The sequence below is a fragment of the Pseudoduganella umbonata genome, assembly GCF_014192225.1.
Lineage (GTDB): Bacteria > Pseudomonadota > Gammaproteobacteria > Burkholderiales > Burkholderiaceae_D > Rugamonas > Rugamonas umbonata.
On the sequence record NZ_JACHXS010000019.1, the window covers coordinates 21,725 to 40,332 of the forward strand.

9 protein-coding genes and 1 riboswitch are annotated in these 18,608 nt (G+C 66.7%); of the genes, 6 read left to right on the forward strand and 3 right to left on the reverse strand.

Going from position 1 to position 18,608, the window contains the following annotated elements:
- Window positions 1-3: 3 nt before the first annotated feature.
- Window positions 4-672 (forward strand): PEP-CTERM sorting domain-containing protein, encoded by a 669-nt coding sequence (locus FHS02_RS30570; RefSeq protein ID WP_137315713.1) that lies wholly within the window; start codon window positions 4-6, stop codon window positions 670-672.
- 180 nt (window positions 673-852) lie between these two features.
- Window positions 853-1,533, forward strand: a complete 681-nt coding sequence (locus FHS02_RS30575; RefSeq protein WP_137315714.1) for a PEP-CTERM sorting domain-containing protein — start codon at window positions 853-855, stop codon at window positions 1,531-1,533.
- A gap of 6 nt (window positions 1,534-1,539) precedes the next feature.
- Here FHS02_RS30575 and FHS02_RS30580 read toward each other — a convergent pair whose 3' ends face one another.
- A complete protein-coding gene (locus FHS02_RS30580; RefSeq protein WP_137315715.1) occupies window positions 1,540-2,718 on the reverse strand; it encodes an HPP family protein in 1,179 nt (392 codons plus the stop codon).
- 7 nt (window positions 2,719-2,725) lie between these two features.
- On the reverse strand, window positions 2,726-3,214 hold the full coding sequence (locus tag FHS02_RS30585) for an Lrp/AsnC family transcriptional regulator (RefSeq protein WP_137315716.1): 489 nt from the start codon (window positions 3,212-3,214) through the stop codon (window positions 2,726-2,728).
- Window positions 3,215-3,313: 99 nt separating this feature from the next.
- On the opposite strand from FHS02_RS30585, the gene FHS02_RS30590 reads away from it, so the two are divergent.
- Window positions 3,314-5,230 (forward strand): aminotransferase class V-fold PLP-dependent enzyme, encoded by a 1,917-nt coding sequence (locus tag FHS02_RS30590; RefSeq protein ID WP_137315717.1) that lies wholly within the window; start codon window positions 3,314-3,316, stop codon window positions 5,228-5,230.
- Window positions 5,231-5,424: 194 nt separating this feature from the next.
- The gene (locus FHS02_RS30595) at window positions 5,425-14,097 is read left to right on the forward strand and encodes a GH36-type glycosyl hydrolase domain-containing protein (RefSeq protein ID WP_371861429.1); all 8,673 of its coding nucleotides are present in this window, start codon (window positions 5,425-5,427) and stop codon (window positions 14,095-14,097) included.
- Between the two features lie 60 nt (window positions 14,098-14,157).
- On the opposite strand, the gene FHS02_RS30600 is transcribed toward FHS02_RS30595, so the two are convergent.
- Window positions 14,158-14,733 carry a TMEM165/GDT1 family protein gene (locus tag FHS02_RS30600; protein WP_137315718.1) on the reverse strand — a complete coding sequence of 192 codons (576 nt, stop codon included), beginning with the start codon at window positions 14,731-14,733 and terminating at the stop codon, window positions 14,158-14,160.
- 12 nt (window positions 14,734-14,745) lie between these two features.
- Window positions 14,746-14,941: riboswitch (yybP-ykoY riboswitch) on the reverse strand.
- A 114-nt stretch (window positions 14,942-15,055) separates the two neighbouring features.
- Here FHS02_RS30600 and FHS02_RS30605 point away from each other — a divergent pair.
- Window positions 15,056-16,903 (forward strand): M1 family metallopeptidase, encoded by a 1,848-nt coding sequence (locus FHS02_RS30605; RefSeq protein ID WP_137315719.1) that lies wholly within the window; start codon window positions 15,056-15,058, stop codon window positions 16,901-16,903.
- Window positions 16,904-16,926: 23 nt separating this feature from the next.
- On the forward strand, window positions 16,927-18,567 hold the full coding sequence (locus FHS02_RS30610) for a serine hydrolase (protein ID WP_137315720.1): 1,641 nt from the start codon (window positions 16,927-16,929) through the stop codon (window positions 18,565-18,567).
- Window positions 18,568-18,608 lie beyond the last annotated feature (41 nt).

Genomic DNA, 18,608 nt, shown 5'->3' on the forward strand with positions numbered 1-18,608 from the left:
AAAATGAAGAAACTGATTGGTTCCGGCCTGCTGGCCGCGGCCGTAGTCGCGCCTTTGCACGTGTCTGCCGCAGACACCGTCGACTGGGTGAACTGGACCGGCCTGGCCGGTACGGCCGTCCAGAACGGCAACACCGTCGACGTCACGTTCAGCGACACTTCGCTGGGCTTGACCCATGCCGACTACTACACTGGCGAGGCGGCCTACATCAGCAGCGAAGTCACCAACGGCCCCGGCACCGACGGCATGTTCAGCTTCGTCGGCGGAACCAATGTCGTGCATCATCTGCATTTCTCTGAAGCAGTCCTCAATCCCTACCTGGCCATCGTCAGCCTGGGCCGCGACAGCAGCCCCGCATCGTTCGCGTTCTCCAATGTCGCCAGCATCACGCTGGTCAGCGAAGGTGATGGCTACTTCGGCGACGGCGAACTCAGTATTTCCGGCGGTACCGTCACCGGCCTGGAAGGCCATGGCGTGGTGCGCCTGAACGGCAGCTTTACGGACCTGTATTTCACGACCCCTCAGAACGAATACTGGTATGGCGCGTCGATCGGCATCCCGGTCGTGGCGGTGCCGGAACCCAGTACCTGGGGCATGCTGGCCGTCGGCGGCGCCATGCTCGGCATGCTGGGCCGTCGCCGCAAGAACGACAAGCTGGAACAGTCCGCCTGATCCTGCTCGTCCGGCTGGTGCGGGGGCGCTGGCCGGACCGCGAAAATGTCTGCGCATTCAGATCAATTGTATTGCTTTGTCATATCAGTGTTGTTCCGATAGTAATGTCATTAGACTAACGTAAAGCTTGTATCAAACAGGCAATTAAAAGTTATCTAACGCAAACAATCAGGAGCAAACATGAAGCAACTGTTCGGTCTCGGCCTGCTGGCCGCCGCCTTGTCCGCCCCACTGCATGCGGCCGCCGATCCGGTCAGCTGGATCAACTGGAACGGCAACGTCGCGAAAAACGGCACCATGGTCCAGGATGGCAAGACGATCGACGTCGCGTACACGGGTGCCGCCGGCACACCGCACACCGATTACTTCACGCGCTTTCCCGGTACCTATCTCAGCGACGAGGTCGGCAATGGCCCCGGCACCAATGGCTTCCTGCACCTTTCCGGCGGCACGTATGCACAGCAGCACCACGTGCACTTTTCGTCGGCCGTCGTGAACCCTTATATCGCGTTCATCAGCCTGGGCGCATCGAGCCAGGCCGCCAGCTTCACCTTCCAGGATGTCGCCAGTATCGACCTGCTCAGCGAAGGCCAGGGATCGTGGGGCGACGGCGAACTGACGGTGGTGGGCAATACCGTGTCCGGCAAGGAAGGCAATGGCGTGGTGCGACTGAACGGCACCTTCACCGACCTTTACTTCACCACGCCTGTCTTTGAAAACTGGTATGGCGCCGCGATCGGCGGTGCCGCCGTCAGCCCCGTGCCGGAGCCGGGCACCTGGCGCATGCTGATGGCCGGCGGCCTGGTGCTGGCCCTGGCAGGCCGCCGCCGCGCCGCCGGCAAGTTCACGCGGCCGGCATAACGGCACTCAGGCCGGGGACGACGCTTCGGTCAGCCGGTGCTCGTACAGCGCCGCCACCACGTCCGACTGGGTAACGATGCCGGCGAAGCGTTCCTCGGCGTCGACGATGGGGATGTGGTGCAGGCCGGCGTCGGCCATCAGCGGCACCAGGTCCACGATCGGGGTGTCGGTCTGCGCCACGCGCGGGCGTGCCGTCATGATCTGGCCGACCACCTCGGCCTTTTCCGTATGCGACAGGCCGGTCGGCTTCAGGAAATCCTTCAGCTTCTCGCGCATGCCGCGGTAGTCGTCCAGGCCGCTGTGCTTCAGGAAGTCGCTTTGCGTGACGATGCCGATCACGCGCCGGGCCGGATTGAGCACGGGCAGGGCGGCGATATGACGGCCCCGCATTGCGTGCCATGCCTCCGTCAACGGCGTGGCGAACTCCGCCGTCACCACGTCGCGCGACATGATGTCGCCGCAGGCGATCACGCCGAACCGGCGCTGGTAAGCGCGCATTTCGGTCTGCAGGAACAGTGCCTCCAGGTCGTCGCGGCTGATGTCGAGCACCTGGCCGTAGCGCCGCAGCACCGCATCCAGGTCTTCCGGCTTGAAGCCCAGCCGTACCGTCGGCACCTCATCCCGGGTGGCATGCGGATTCGGATGCGACAGCGTCTGCGCGTGCGGATAGCGCCGCCCCGTCAGGTTGTTGTAGACGACCGCCGCCGCCACCAGCAGCATCGAATCCACCAGCACCGGACCCAGCGCGAACGAGAAGCCGGCCGCATGCACCGCGGGCCCGCCGATCACGGCGGTCAGCGCCGCCGCACCGCCCGGCGGATGCAGGCAACGCGTAAAGAACATGACGGCGATCGCCAGCGCCGTGCCCAGTGCTGCCAGGGCGGGCAGCGGCAGCAGGTGGCCCAGCCAGCGCACGCAGGCGGCGCTGACGAGGGCGGAAATGACATTGCCGCCGATGACCGACCAAGGTTGTGCCAGCGGACTGGCGGGCAGGCAGAACAGCAGTACCGACGAGGCGCCCATCGGCGCCACCAGCCAGATCGCGTCTTCACCCAGCATCAGGTGGGCCACGGTGCCCGTGACGAGGAGTCCCAGCAAGGCGCCGGCGCTGGCACGCAGGCGCTCGGTGGTACTGGCCGTGCTGGGGGCCGGGAGCAAAACGCTAAACAAAGATCTTACACGCATGTTTCGATTATCCCATGGCGACCCCATGCGCGACCAGATCCAGCGGCAGGGCGGTTGTGTATTTGATCTGTTCCATCGAGAAAGCCGACGACACGCCCGTCAGGTTGGCCGCGCGGATCAGCTTCTTGTAGAAGCGGTCGTAGCCGTCGATGTCGGTGGTGGCCACCTTCAGCAGATAGTCGACGTCGCCGCTCATCCGGTGAAATTCCATCACTTCGGGCAGTGCGACCACGGCGGCAGCAAACTTCGCCAGCCACTGTTCGTCATGCCGGCTGGTGCGCACACTGACGAATACCGTGACCGGCAGCCCGGCCTTGCGGCGGTTCACCAGCGCTACCCGGCGGTCCAGGTAGCCGTCATCCTGCAGGCGCTTCAGCCGTTTCCAGCACGGCGTGCTGGTCAGCCCTACTTTGTCGGCCAGGTCGGCCACGGACAGCGTGCCGTCCACCTGAAGGGCACCCAGGATCGCGTAATCGAATTTGTCGAGATCGTTCATGCTGTTTTCCGTCACATATAAGAATGGATGTCCTCATTATGCGGTGAATATAAGCATTTTTAGCATGCCTGCTCCGCCGTCGTCCTTTAATCTGGCAGGATGGACAATGAAATCTACCTCGACGGCAATGCCACCACGGCCGTCCTGCCTGCCGCGCTGCGGGCCGCCCTGCTGGCAATGGAAGAGTGCTATGGCAATCCGAGCAGCACGCACGCCACCGGGCTGAAAGCAAAAGCGGTACTCGATGCCGCGCGGGCGCGGGCCTGCCGCCTGCTTGGCGTCGGCCCCGGCCGCCTGATGTTCAACAGCGGCGCCACCGAAGGCATCCAGACGGCCGTACTATCCGCGCTGTGTGCCGTGCGCGCGCGCCGCCTGGCCGGCGAACTGGCAGGCACGCTGCTGGTGTACGGCGCCACCGAGCACAAGGCCGTGCCGGAAAGCCTGGCGCACTGGAATGCGCTGCTGGGACTGGACCTGGAACTGGTGGCGTTGCCGGTCGGGACGGACGGCCGCCACGACCTGGCGGCGCTGCGCCGGCTGGCACCCGCGGCGGCGTTCGTCTGCACGATGGCCGCCAACAACGAGACCGGCGTGATCTCCGACCTGACGGGCATCGCCGCCGCCCTGGAAGGTAGCCCCGCCCTGTGGATGGTGGATTGCGTGCAGGCGCTGGGCAAGCTGCCGCTCGACCTGGCCGCTACCCGCATCGATTACGCGCCGTTCTCAGGACACAAGCTGTATGCGCCGAAAGGCATCGGCATGCTGTACGTGCGGGCCGGGGCACCGTTCACGCCGCTGATGAAAGGAGGCGGCCAGGAAACCGGGTGGCGCTCCGGTACCGAGAACATGGCCGGCATCGCCGCGCTCGGTGCCGTGCTGGCAGCGCTGGAGGACGGAACCTTATTTGCCTCGCACGCCGAACAGTGCATGTTCCGCGAACGGCTGGCGGCCGCGTTGCGCCAGGCGCTGCCCGGCATTGTCTTCAACGCGCCGTTCGACGACGCGCTGCCGACCACGCTCAATTTTTCCGTGCCCGGTGTGTCCGGCAAGGAGTTGCTGGATCTGTTCGACGCTGCCGCCGTGCGCGTGTCGGCCGGCAGCGCCTGCTCCGCCGCCAAGGCGCAGCCGTCGTACGTGCTGGCGGCCATGGGATTGCCCGAATGGCGTAGCAGCAATGCCGTGCGGCTGTCGTTCGGCCCGTTGATGGATGACGCCACCGTGGCCGATGCGTGCGCGCGGATTGCCCGCTGCGGCGGCGCGCTGCGACTGGCGGGCATGCTCGGCGAGCCGGCGACGACACGGCCGGACGGTTTGCTGCAACTGAGCGACGGCGGCCGCCATACGTGGCTCGTGCTCGACGCCGCCAGCGGCACCTGCGCCGTGATCGATCCGCAACCGGCCCTGGCCGAGCGCATCGATGCGCTGCTGCGCACGCACGGTTTTCGCGTGGCGGCACGGCTGTCGACGCGCAACGGTGCCGGCTGGCCGGCCAGCGGCGACAGCATCGAACTGGGCAGGCAAAGCCTGCGCCGGGTGATGATCGGGGCCGGCACGCCGTGCTATCTGCTGGGGCCCGCGGGCGAACGGCCGCGCCATGCGTTCATCGGCGACGCCGCCCCGTCCGGCCTGGCCGGACACGTGCCGCCGGAGGCATTGCTTTGCCCGGCCGCGGAGGCGTTATCCACGCTATGTGCCCACCCGGCACCGGCCGGCGACATCGACCTCGATGCCGCCGGGCTGGCGGCCCTGCTGCGCCAGCGCCCGGATGCGGTCCTGGTGGACGTGCGTGAGCCGCATGAGCACGCGGTCGCCGTACCATTCCTCGGCGTGCCGGCCGCCAGCGTTCCGCTCAGCCGGCTGGCCGGCGAATTGCCGCGCTGGATGGCGCAGGCCGGGCAGGTGCCGCTGGTGTTTTACTGCCGCAGCGGCAACCGCAGTGCGCGGGCCGCCGGGTGCCTGCGCAGCCTGGGATATCCGCAGGCTTACCACGTGCACGGTGGCGTAGCGCTGGCCTGACGAGTCATCGCGCGAACAAAAGGCGGCCTGCGGGCCGCCTTTTGTTTGGACCACGTGCCGGGGAGTTTTTTGCACTGCATCATTGCTATGTACGCTAGCGTACAGTGGTGTGACGTGCGCCGGAATAATATTTCCTGCAACATACTCCCAGCCGTGGCGGGCCTCCTTGCCTGCTGCCCCAAAGCGAGGCTCCCTTGACACTGCACCTCAAATTGTGGCCCGGCTTGACTGCCGGATTCCAGGAAGCCTCGTCCGGTTCCGCCGCATCCGGTCCCGAAGAAGACCTGCCGTTCCGCGCCGAGCTCTACAGCGCTCAACAGATGGCCCACCATGGCCGCACGCTGGCCGAAATGCATGTGCTGAGCAAGCGTGGCGGACCCGACCGCTTGCTGGCGCGCCTGAGCGACAACGCCCGCGTATTGCGCACCACCGCCGACGAACTGACGGTGGCCGTCAAGGAGGGCCGCCAGATCACGCCAGCGTCCGAGTGGCTGCTGGATAATTATTACCTGATCGAAGAACAGGTCCGCATTGCCCGGCGCCACCTGCCCAAGGACTACAGCAAGGAATTGCCGCGCCTCGAGAAAGGCGCGGCCGACGGCACGCCCCGTGTCTACCGGCTGGCGCTGGAAGTGATCGCCCACGGCGATGGCCGCGTGGATCCGGAAAGCCTGTGCCGCTTCGTCGAGGCTTACCAGGAACTGGCGCCGCTGACGCTCGGCGAGCTGTGGGCAATCCCCATCATGCTGCGCCTGGCATTGCTGGAAAACCTGCGCCGCGTGGCCGCGCGCGTGGCCGAGAACCGCTACCAGCGGGACCTGGCGAACAGCTGGGCCGACCAGATGATGGAAATCGCCGACAAGAACCCGTCCGGCCTGATCCTGCTGGTGGCCGACATGGCGCGGTCGAACCCGCCCATCACGAGCGGCTTCGTGGCCGAGCTGGCGCGGCGGCTGCAGGGACAAAGCCCGGCGCTGACGCTGGCGCTTACGTGGGTCACGTACCGGCTGGCCGAAACGGGGCAGACGATCGAGCAGCAGATCCAGACCGAGATCGGCCAGCAGGCGGCCGACCAGGTGTCGATCGCCAACACCATCGGCAGCCTGCGCTTCCTGGGCACGATGGACTGGCAGGAATTCGTCGAAACGATGAGCCTCGTGGAAGCGGCACTGCGCGAGGATCCGTCCGGTATCTACGGGGCGATGGACTTCGTCACCCGCGACCATTACCGCCACGTGGTGGAAAAGATCGCACGCGGCTGCACGCTGTCCGAAGCACAGGTGGTGCGCGAGGCGGTGGAACTGGCGCGCGCGCACACGGAAAGCGACGATCCACGGCATGGCCACGTGGGCTTCTACCTGGTCGACAAGGGTGTGCTGCTGCTGGAGAAAAAGGTGGCGCGGCGCCGCTCGTTGCGCGAATCGCTGCGCGCCACCGTGCGCGCCGCGCCGCTGACGTCGTACCTGGGGGCGATTGCCGCACTGTCGGTGATCGCTACCGCGCTGATGATCGAGCGCGCGCTGCGCGACGGCGTGGCCGGCTGGGAAGTCGTCGTGCTGGCCGTGCTGGGCCTGATGGGCAGCAGCCAGCTGGCGCTGGCGCTGGTGAACTGGTTCGCCACGCTGGTCACGCGGCCGAGCCCATTGCCGCGCATGGATTTCAAGGAAGGCATTCCGTCCGATGCGCGTGCGATCGTCGTCGTGCCGTCGCTGTTCTACAGTCTGGAGAACGTCGACGAACTGTGCGAGCAGCTCGAGGTGCGCTACCTCGCCAACCGCGATCCGAACCTGCATTTTTGCCTGCTGTCCGACTTTGCCGATGCGCAGGCCGAAACGCTGCCCACCGATGCCGGCCTGCTGGAACGGGCCCGCGCCCACATCGAAGACCTGAACCGCAAGTACGGCCAGGACGACAACTCGTGCCCGTTCCTGCTGCTGCACCGCCCGCGCCAGTGGAACCTTGCCGAGCGCGCATGGATGGGGCATGAGCGCAAGCGCGGCAAGCTGGCCGACCTGAACCGCTTCCTGCGCGGCGGCGCGCGCGACCGCTTCATGCTGGTCGTCGGCGAGAGCAGCCGGCTGCCGACCGTGAAATACGTGATCACGCTGGATGCCGACACGCAGCTGGCGCGCGATTCGGCGCGCCAGTTCATCGCCACGATGCGCCATCCGCTGAACCAGCCCAGGATCGATGCCCGCATCAACCGCGTGGTCTCCGGCTACGGCATCCTGCAGCCGCGCGTGGCCGTCAGCCTGCCCAGCCCGGATGCCTCGCTGTACGAGAGGCTGTGCGGCGGAGAACCGGGCATCGACCCGTACACGCGTACCGTGTCCGACGTATACCAGGACGTGTTCGCCGAAGGTTCGTTCATCGGCAAGGGCATCTACGACCTGGACGTGTTCGAGAAAGTACTGGGCGAGCGATTTCCGGAAAACCGCATCCTGTCGCACGACCTGCTGGAAGGCTGCTACCTGCGCGCCGGCCTGCTGTCCGACGCGCAGCTGTACGAACAGTATCCGCAGCGCTACCGCGACGACGTGAGTCGCCGCCACCGCTGGATCCGCGGCGACTGGCAACTGGCCGGCTGGCTGTTCGGCCGGGTGCGCACGGCGATCGGCGGGCGCGAGAAGAATCCGCTGTCGGCACTGTCGCGCTGGAAGCTGTTCGACAACCTGCGCCGCAGCCTGGTGGCGCCGGCGCTCACGCTGTCGCTGCTGTTCGCCTTCGCCGTGCTGCCGCATCCGTGGTTCTATACCAGCATGGTGCTGGCCATCATTTTCGTGCCCGCCATTGCCGCCGCGCTGTACGACCTGTCGCACAAATCGCCGGACACGCTGTGGCGGCAGCACCTGCCGAATTCGCTGCGTCGCAGTGGACTGCAATTCGCGCACGGCCTGCTGTCGCTGGTGTTCCTGCCGTACGAGGCCTACATCGGCCTCGATGCGATCGTGCGTACGGCATGGCGCCTGCTGGTGTCGAAAAAACACCTGCTGCAGTGGCGTCCGTCGGCGCTGTCGCGCGCCAATGGCGGGCTGGGTGCCAACTGGCGCGCGATGTGGGTCTCGCCGGCGCTGGCGCTGGCGGTCGGCACCGTGCTGGCACTGTGGCGCGTGCCGGCATTCGAGGCGGCCGCGATCTTCCTCGTCGCCTGGCTGGTGGCACCGGTGGTGGCCTGGTGGATCAGCCGCCCGGTCGAGCGCCTGGAAGCGCAGCTGGACAGCGACCAGCGCCGCTTCCTGCACCTGGTGGCCCGCAAGACCTGGGCCTGGTTCGACACGTTCGTGGGGCCGGACGACAACTGGCTGCCGCCCGATAACGTGCAGGAGCACCCCGGCACCGTCATCGCGCACCGCACGTCGCCCACCAATATCGGCATGGTGCTGCTGGCCAATGTCAGCGCCTACGATTTCGGCTACCTGACCTTGGCGCAGGTGCTGCAGCGCACCCGCAACACGCTCGATGCGATGGCCAGGCTGGAACGCTACCAGGGCCACTTCTACAACTGGTACGACACCCAGTCGCTGAAACCGCTGCATCCGATGTATGTGTCGACCGTCGACAGCGGCAACCTGGCCGGCCACCTGCTGGTGCTGCAGGCCGCGCTGCTGAACGCGGCGGACGACCCGATCGCCGGGCCGCGGACGGTGGCGGGCCTGGAAACCACGCTGGCGGTGCTCGAGGAAGCGCTCGCCGGCGCCGGTGGAACCGCCGGCATCGATCCCGCGGCAATGGCGGCCTTGCGCGAAGCGGTGACGCCATCGCAAGCGCAGTATCCGTCGAACCTGCCGGAAGTGCGCGCGTACCTGGAGCGCGCCACCGCCGCCGCCGAGACCTTTGCCGCGAGCGCCGGACTGGCGAACGACACCACGGCGCACATGTGGGCCGGCGCGCTGGCGGCCCAGTGCCGCGCCGCGCTCGACGAGCTGAACCTGCTGGCGCCGTGGATCGCCGGCGGCACCGGCAGCGTGCTCGATACCGGCCTGCTGAAGATTCCGACCCTGCGCGAACTGGCATCGTATCCGCCTGCCGGTGCGCCGCTGTCGGACCTGGCGCCGGGAGAGCGCGAGCGCCGCGAACAGCTCGGCGTGCTGGTGGAGCAGGGCGCCGCCGTAGCGCGCGAACGCATGGCGCACTTGCACGAACTGGCCATGCAGGCCTGCGGCTTCGCCCAGGTCGACTATGGCTTCCTGTTCAACCGCACCACCAAGCTGCTGGCGATCGGCTACAACGTCACGGAACGGCGGCTCGACGCCAGCTGTTACGACCTGCTGGCCTCCGAAGTACGGCTGGCCAGCTACGTGGCCGTGGCGCAGGGCCAGCTGCCGCAGGAGCACTGGTTCGCACTGGGCCGGCAGCTCGCCATCGTGCATGGCCAGCCGGTACTGATGTCGTGGAGCGGCTCGATGTTCGAGTACCTGATGCCGCTGCTGGTGATGCCGACTTACCCGAGCACGCTGCTCGACCAGACCTACCACTCGGTGGTGGCGGCGCAGATCGAGTACGCGCGCCAGCGCAACGTGCCGTGGGGCGTATCCGAATCCGGCTATACGACCGTGGATGCGTCGATGAACTACCAGTACCGCGCGTTCGGCGTGCCCGGACTGGGCATGAAGCGCGGCCTGGCGGACGACCTGGTGATCGCGCCCTATGCGTCGATGATGGCGCTGATGGTGGATCCGGAAGCGGCGTGCCAGAACCTGCAGAAGATGGCCGGCCTCGGCTTCATGGGCCGCTATGGCTTCTACGAAGCGATCGACTACACCCCTGCGCGGCTGCCGCGCGGCCAGTCGTTCGCCGTCGTCAAATCGTTCATGGTGCACCACCAGGGCATGGGATTCCTGGCGCTGTCCTACCTGCTGCACGACCGGCCGATGCAGCGCCGCTTCGAATCCGACCCGATGCTGCAATCGGCATTGCTGATGCTGCAGGAACGCAGCCCGCGCATCGGCGCATTCTTCTCCACCGCTTCCGAGCAGGCCGCCGCGGTGGGTTCGACGTCGCACGACCAGGCCGCGCCGGTACGGGTGCTGACGCAGCCGAACACGTCGGTGCCGGAAGTGCAATTGCTGTCGAACGGCCGCTACCACGTGATGGTGACGGCGGCGGGCGGCAGCTACAGCCGCTGGCACGACCTGGCGGTGACGCGCTGGCGCGAGGATACGACTCGCGACAACTGGGGCCAGTTCTGCTATGTGCGCGACGAGGATGGCCATTTCTGGTCGAATACCTACCAGCCGACGCTGGCCGAGCCGGAAAACTACGAGGTGATCTTCTCCGAGGGCCGGGCCGAGTACCGCCGCAGCGACCGCGGCATCGAGCTGTACACCGAGATCGTGGTATCGCCGGAAGACGATATCGAGATGCGCCGGCTGCGCGTGACGAACCATTCGAGCCGGCCGCGCACGATCGAGCTGACCAGCTTCGCCGAGGTGGTGATGGCGCCGGCCGCCGCGGATGCCGCGCACCCGGCCTTCTCGAAACTGTTCGTGCAGACCGAGATCCTCGGCGAAGACAGCGCCATCCTGTGCACGCGGCGCCCGCGCGGCAAGGGTGAGAAATCGCCGTGCATGCTGCACGTGATGACGGTGCACGACGCGCAGGTGGTCGAGGTATCGTATGAAACGGACCGGGCCCACTTCATCGGGCGTGGCAATACGCTGCGCGCACCGCGCGCGCTGATCGAGCCGGGCGCGCTCTCCGGCGCCCACGGCTCCGTGCTGGACCCGGCGGTGGCGATCCGCTACCGGATCACGCTGCAGCCGGACCAGATGGCGACCGTCGACATCGCCACGGGCATGACCGAAACGCGCGAGGCGGCGCGGCACCTGATCGACAAGTACCAGGACCGCCACATGGCCGACCGCGTGTTCGAGCTGGCGTGGACGCACAGCCAGGTCGTACTGCGGCAGCTGAACGCCAGCGAGGCCGATGGCCAGCTGTACAGCCGGCTGGCGAACCATGTGATCTATCCGAATGCCGCGCTGCGCGCCGATCCTTCGGTGCTGATCAAGAACCAGCGCGGCCAGTCGAACCTGTGGCCGTATGCGATCTCCGGCGACCTGCCGATCGTGCTGCTGCAGGTGAAGGATTCCGCCAACATCGAGGTGGCGCGGCAGATGGTGCAGGCGCACGCGTACTGGCGCCTGAAAGGCCTGACGGTCGACCTGGTGATCTGGTTCGAGGACACCTCCGGCTACCGGCAGGCGCTGTACGACCAGATCATCGGCATGATCGCGTCCGGCATCGATGCGCAGGCGATCGACCGGCCGGGCGGCATCTTCGTGCGGCCGCTGGAACAGATCTCGAGCGAAGACCGGGTCCTGCTGCAGACGGTGGCCCGGATGATCGTCAACGATGCCCGCGGCCCGCTGGGCGAGCAGGTCAAGCGGACGTCCCCGCCGGGGCTGCGCATGCCGCCGCTGCTGGCCGACCCGCGCGGCGAATACGACGATGCCGGCCCGGCCACGCACGTCCCGCACGACCTGATCCTGTGGAACGGCTTCGGCGGCTTCACGCCGGACGGCCGCGAGTACGTGATCGTGACGGGCCGTGGCCGCGTCACCCCGGCACCGTGGTCGAACGTGCTGGCCAACGCGCAGTTCGGCAGCGTGATCTCGGAAAGCGGGCAGGCTTATACCTGGCACGAGAATGCCCATGAATTCCGGCTCACGCCGTGGCACAACGATCCGGTCACGGATGCCGGCGGCGAGGCGTTCTACCTGCGCGACGAAGCCAGCGGCCATTTCTGGTCGCCCACGCCGCTGCCGGCGCGCGGCAGCGGCGATTACGTGACGCGCCACGGCTTCGGCTACAGCACCTTCGAGCACACCGAGGCCGGCATCATGTCGGCACTGACGACCTATGTTTCGAACGACGCGCCGGTGCGCTACACCGTGCTGAAAGTGCGCAACGATTCGCAGGTGGCGCGCAAGCTGTCGGCCACCGGGTATGTCGAATGGGTGCTGGGCGAGATGCGCGCCAAATCCGGCATGCACATCGTGACCGAACTCGACGCGGTCAGCGGCGCGCTGTTCGCCCGCAACCCGTACAACACGGAATTCTCGGGCCGCGTGGCGTTCTTCAATGTCGACGCGACGACGCGCACGGTGACGGCGGACCGTACCGAATTCCTGGGCCGGAACGGCACGCTGGCCAGCCCGGCCGCGCTGCGCCGGCAACGGCTGTCCGGCAAGGTAGGAACGGCACTCGATGCCTGCGCGGCGCTGCAGGTGCCATTCGAGCTGCTGCCGGGGCAGGAGCGCGAACTGGTGTTCGTGCTCGGCATGGGCGGGCGCCGCAATGCCGACGCCAGCACGATGGTACAGAAGCACGGCGGTGCCGGGGCCGCACGCGATGCGCTGGCCGCCGTGCACGCGCACTGGGAGGCCACGCTGGGGGCGGTGCGCATCGCCACGCCGGATCCGGCGCTGGACGTGATCGCCAACGGCTGGCTGATGTACCAGACCATCGCCTGCCGGCTGTGGGCGCGCAGCGGCTATTACCAGTCCGGCGGCGCGTTCGGCTACCGCGACCAGTTGCAGGATGCGATGGCGATCGTGCACACCGAGCCGCACCTGCTGCGCGAGCACCTGGTACTGTGCGCGGCGCACCAGTTCGCCGAAGGCGACGTGCAGCACTGGTGGCATCCGCCGACCGACCGCGGGGTGCGCACGCACTGTTCGGACGATTACCTGTGGCTGCCGCTGGCCACCGCCCGCTACGTGACGGTGACCGGCGACATGTCGGTGCTCGACGAGCAGGCGCATTACCTGGAAGGCCGGCCGGTCAAGCCGGACGAGGATTCGTACTACGACATGCCGGGCCGCTCGCCGCTGGCGGAAAACCTGTACCAGCACTGCGTGCGGGCGATCCGCCATGGCCTGCGCTTCGGCGAGCACGGCCTGCCGCTGATCGGTTCCTGCGACTGGAACGACGGCATGGATAAAGTCGGCGCGGAAGGCAAGGGCGAGAGCGTGTGGCTGGCATGGTTCCTGGTCGACGTGCTGCGGCAGTTCGCCGTGGTGGCGGAGCGGCGCGGCGATGCCGGGTTTGCCGGCGAGTGCCGGACCGAGGCCACCAGGCTGGCGGCGAACGTGGAGCAGAACGCGTGGGATGGCCAGTGGTACCGCCGCGCGTACTTCGACGACGGCACGCCGCTCGGCTCGCACGAAAGCGACGAATGCCAGATCGACTCGATTTCGCAAAGCTGGGGTGTACTGTCCGGCGCCGCCGATCCTGAACGGGTAAAAGGCGCGATGGCCCAGGTGGACGCGCGGCTGGTGCGGCGCGACGGCGGCTTCATCCAGCTGCTCGACCCGCCGTTCGACAAGGCCGACCCGAATCCCGGCTATATCCAGGGCTACGTGCCGGGCGTACGCGAAAACGGCGGCCAGTACACGCACGCCGCGGTGTGGACCGTGATGGCCTTCGCGGCCATGGGCGACACCGCGAAGGCCTGGGAGCTGATGCGGCTGATCAACCCGGTGCAGCATGCGTCCAGCGCGGACAACGTGGCCGTCTACAAGGTCGAGCCATACGTGGTCACAGCCGACATCTACGCCGTCGAACCGCACGTGGGACGCGGCGGCTGGAGCTGGTACACGGGATCGTCCGGCTGGATGTACCGGCTGATCCTCGAATCGCTGCTGGGCGTGGCGCGGAATGGCGACCGGCTGTCGCTCACGCCGCGCATGCCCGAGGATTGGGACGGTTTCAGCCTGTCATACCGCTACGGTTCGGCGAACTATGCGATCCGCGTGTCGCGCGGCGCGGCCGGGCTCACGGTCGACGGCGCCGCACAGGAAGACGGCGCGATCGCACTGGTCGACGACGGGCGCGAGCACGCCGTCGAATTGCGCGTGCCCTGAAAAGTTGCCTGGAAAATGGGGACGTACCCCATTTTTCAGGAACCATAGCTTAATCGTTGTTTATAAGCCTACCGCGGTGCCGGCTCCCATCAGCGTGGCCACGCCCAGCACGACGAAGATGACCGCGGCAATGCCGTGCACCACCTTCAGGTTGACGGCGGTGGCGGCGCGCTTGCCCAGGTACACGGCGGGCACGTTCGCCAGCATCATGCCCAGCGTGGTGCCGACCACGACGGGAATCAGCGCGTCGAAGCGGGCGGCCAGCGCCACGGTGGCGATCTGCGTCTTGTCGCCCATCTCGGCCAGGAAGAAGGCGATCAGCGTGGCGGTGAAGACGCCATAGCGGCTGGCGGGCGTCTCGTCTTCGTCGATCTCGTCCGGCACCATGATCCAGGCGGCCATGGCGATGAAGCCCAGGCCGAGGATCCAGCGCAATGCATTGGGGCCCAGCAGTTCGGTCAGCCAGGTGCCGACGGCGGCGGCGCAGAAGTGGTTGACGATGGTGGCGACGAAGATGCCGCCGACGATCGGCAGCGGGCGCCGGAACTGGGTGGCGAGCACGAAGGCGAGCAATTGGGTCTTGTCGCCGATTTCGGCGAGGGCAACGATGCCCGTGGAGACGAGGAAGGCTTCCATGTAGGTGGCTGGGGGCCGGATGTTAACCAAGGATCCATGGGCAGTCCCGGCCCCTTGATATATGCGGCCGCCCTTGGATCATTGGTCTCGCCAGGCCCGCGCCGTAAACATCCGCGCCGGCCACCTGTGCCACGGCCTGCGGGCCGATCGTGTTGACACAGGTTCTGCCGGTAAAACCGGCAGGAGGCTACTCCCCAAAGAACGGGCGCCATGATAGCAGAGTCGGCGCACGGGGCGGGTGAAAATGCCATTCCATATGCTATTCTGCACCGCGCCCGCACCGGCGATCCCGGTGCCTGCCTGACTCTTTCTAAGGAAGCACATGCGAAAACCTTCTTTGCGCCTGGCGCTATCCGCCGCGCTGGCAATGCTCGCAACGGCGGCCCACGCCCAGGACCCGCTCAGCTACGCCCGCTACAACGAGGTGCGCACGACCGACCTGTACCTCGATCTCAAGGCCGATTTCTCCCGCAAGACGCTGACCGGGTACGCCGAGCTGACCCTGAACTGGCTGGACAAGAACGTGCGCACGCTGGTGCTCGATACGCGCCAGCTGAAGATCGCGCGGGTGCAGGTGCAGAACGACGACGGCCGCTGGGTGCCCGCCTCCTACCTGCTGGACCGTCCCGATCCGAAGAAGGGCCAGGCGCTGCGCATCTCGCTGCGCAACCAGCCGAAGAAAGTGCGCGTGTACTACCACACGGCGCCCACCGCCGGGGCACTGCAATGGCTGACGCCGGTGCAGACGCTATCCGGCAAGCGCCCGTTCATGTTCAGCCAGTCGCAGGCGATCGAAGCCCGCTCGTGGGCGCCGGTACAGGATACGCCGGCGGTGCGTTTCACCTACGGCGCGCGCATCGAGGCGCCGGCCGGCATGCGCGTGGTGATGAGCGCCGAGAACGACCCGCAGGCCACCGGCGCCGGCGGCTGGAAGTTCCGCATGCCGCAGCCGGTGCCGTCCTACCTGCTGGCGATCGCGATCGGCGAGATCGATGTGCGCAATGTCGGCCCGCGGTCGGCCGTGTACGCGGAACCAGGCCGCATCGAGGCCGCCGCGTTCGAGCTGGCCGATACGGAGAAGATGATCGCCGCCGCCGAATCGCTGTACGGTCCTTACCGGTGGGGGCGCTACGACATGATCGTGCTGCCGCCGTCGTTCCCGATCGGCGGCATGGAAAACCCGCGCATGACGTTCCTGACGCCGACCATGATCGCCGGCGACCGCAGCCTGAACGACCTGATCGCGCACGAACTGGCGCATTCATGGTCCGGCAACCTGGTCACCAACGCATCGTGGAAGCACTGGTGGCTGAACGAAGGTTTCACCACCTACGTGACGACGCGGATCATCGAGATTCTCTACGGCCGCGAAGTCGCGGAGATGTACCTGCAGGTGGAGCAGGAAGAAGCGCTGGCGTCGCTGAAGGACATCCCGGCGGCGAAGCAGGCCTTGCTGACGCGCGACCCGGACGTCAATCCGGACACCTATACGGACGAAGGCCTGGCGTATCCGAAGGGCGCCTGGCTGCTGCGCACGCTCGAGCAGCGTGCCGGCCGGGAAGTGTTCGACCCGTTCCTGCGCGGCTGGTTCGACCAGCACGCGTTCCAGTCGGCCACCACCGAGCAGTTCCTGGCCTACCTGCGCGCCAACCTGCTGGACAAGCATCCGAACGTGATGACCCAGGCGGAGCTCGACGAATGGCTTTACGGCCCGGGCATCCCCGCCACCGCGCAGCGCGTGGTATCGCAGCGCTTCCAGGCAGTCGATGCCCAGCGCACCGCGTGGCTGAAGGGCGAACAGGCGACGGCCGACCTGACCGCGCGCAGCTGGAGCGCTCCGGAGTGGATGCACTTCCTGAACGACATCGACAACAAGGCCAGCGCAGACCAGTTGCGTGAGCTCGACCAGACCTTCGCGCTGAAGACCAGCAAGAACAACGAGATCGCCTACCGCTTCTACCTGGCGTCGGTGCATGCCGGCTATGACGTGCGCGAACAGCTCGACACCTTCCTGATGAGCGTGGGCCGCCAGAAGTTCGTGGTGCCGCTGTACGCCGCGCTGCTGAAAAACGCCAGGGATGCGGCGTGGGCGAAAAGCGTGTTTGCCAAGGCGCGGCCCCGTTATCACCCCGAAACGCAGAAGTCGGTCGACAGGCTGCTGAAAAAATAATCGAGCAAAGCAAGGGAGCAAGGATGCTGTTGAAGAAAACCACCGCCGCGCTGGTGCTGTGCGCCTGCGCGTCGTTTGCCACCGTCAGCGCGCCGGCGCTGGCTTTCGATGCCGCCGCAGTCAATGTGGCCGCAGTCAATGTCCCGGACACGAGTGCCACCGCCCCGGCCTTCGACCTGGCGCGCGACGTCAACCGCGCATTGAAGACCTTCGACGTGCCAGGTATCGCGATCGCCATCGTCAAGGACGGCAAGGTGATCGCCGCCCAGGGTTTCGGCGTACGCAGGCTGGGCGACCCGGCACCGGTCACGTCGAAAACGCTGTTCGAGATCGCGTCGAACTCGAAGGCTTTCACCGCCGTGGCGCTGGCGAAACTGGTCGACGAGGGCAAGCTCGCATGGGACGATCCGGTCATCAAGCACCTGCCGGACTTCCGCATGTACGACGCCTACGTGACCCAGGAAATGACGGTGCGCGACCTGCTGACGCACCGCAGCGGCCTGGGACTCGGTGCGGGCGACCTGCTGTGGTGGCCGACGACGACGTTTTCCACCGACGAGATCATCCATAACCTGCGCCACGTAAAGCCGGCCACCAGCTTCCGCGCCGACTATGCCTACGACAACCTGCTGTATATCGTCGCGGGGCGCATCATTGCGCAAAAGTCCGGCAGGAGCTGGGGCGATGCGATGCAGCAGCAGATCCTCGATCCGCTGGGCATGACGAACACCACCACCAGCGTTGCCGCGATGCTGAAAACGGCCGATTACTCGGCACCGCACAGCAAGATCAATGGCAGGCAGTCGGTCGTCAAGCCAATGCCGGTCGATAACGCGGTGGGCGCCGTCGGCATCAACACCAGTGCCGAGGACATCGCGAAATGGATGAACGTGCTGCTGGCCGGCGGCGAAGTGCCGGGCGGACAGCGGCTGTTCTCCGCCGCGCAGTCGAAGGAGATCTGGACGCCCGTGACACCGATGAAGATCGCCGAGCCGAAAGGAGCACTGGCCGCCACGCGGGCGAACTTCAATGCCTATGGGCTGGGCTTCAACATCCGCGATTACCGCGGCAAGAAGCTGGTGCTGCACGGTGGCGCGCTGCAGGGCTTTTATTCGCGCGTGCTGATGGTGCCGGAAGAGAAGCTGGGCATCGCGATCTTCACGAACGCCGAGAACGGCGGATCGATGACGTCGCTGCAATGGCGCATCCTCGACCACTACCTGGGCGCGGCACCGACGGACTGGATCGGCGTCATCGCCGCCGAGGAACAGGAACGGCTTCGCAAGGACCAGGAGAAGACCGGCAAGGCCAAGGCCGCCCGCGCCGCCGGCTCGAAGCCGTCACTGCCGCGCACGTCGTACGACGGCGAGTACAGCGACCCGTGGTACGGCAAGGTCGTCATCCGGCACGAAGGGAAGAAGCAGCTGATGCAGTTCACGCGCACGCCGGATCTGGTTGGCGAGATGGAGCACTTCCAGCACGACACCTTCATCGTGCGGTGGAAGGAACGCAACTTCAACGCCGATGCCTACGTGACGTTTGCGCTGAATCCTGACGGCTCGATCGAGCGCGCCAGGATGGCGGCCATCTCCGACGAAACCGACTTCAGCTATGACTTCCACGATCTTGCGCTGACGCCGGTAAAAGCAAGGAAGGCCGACTAGCGGTTCCCTGGCTTTGCCTGCCGACGATGTTGCCAGAATAG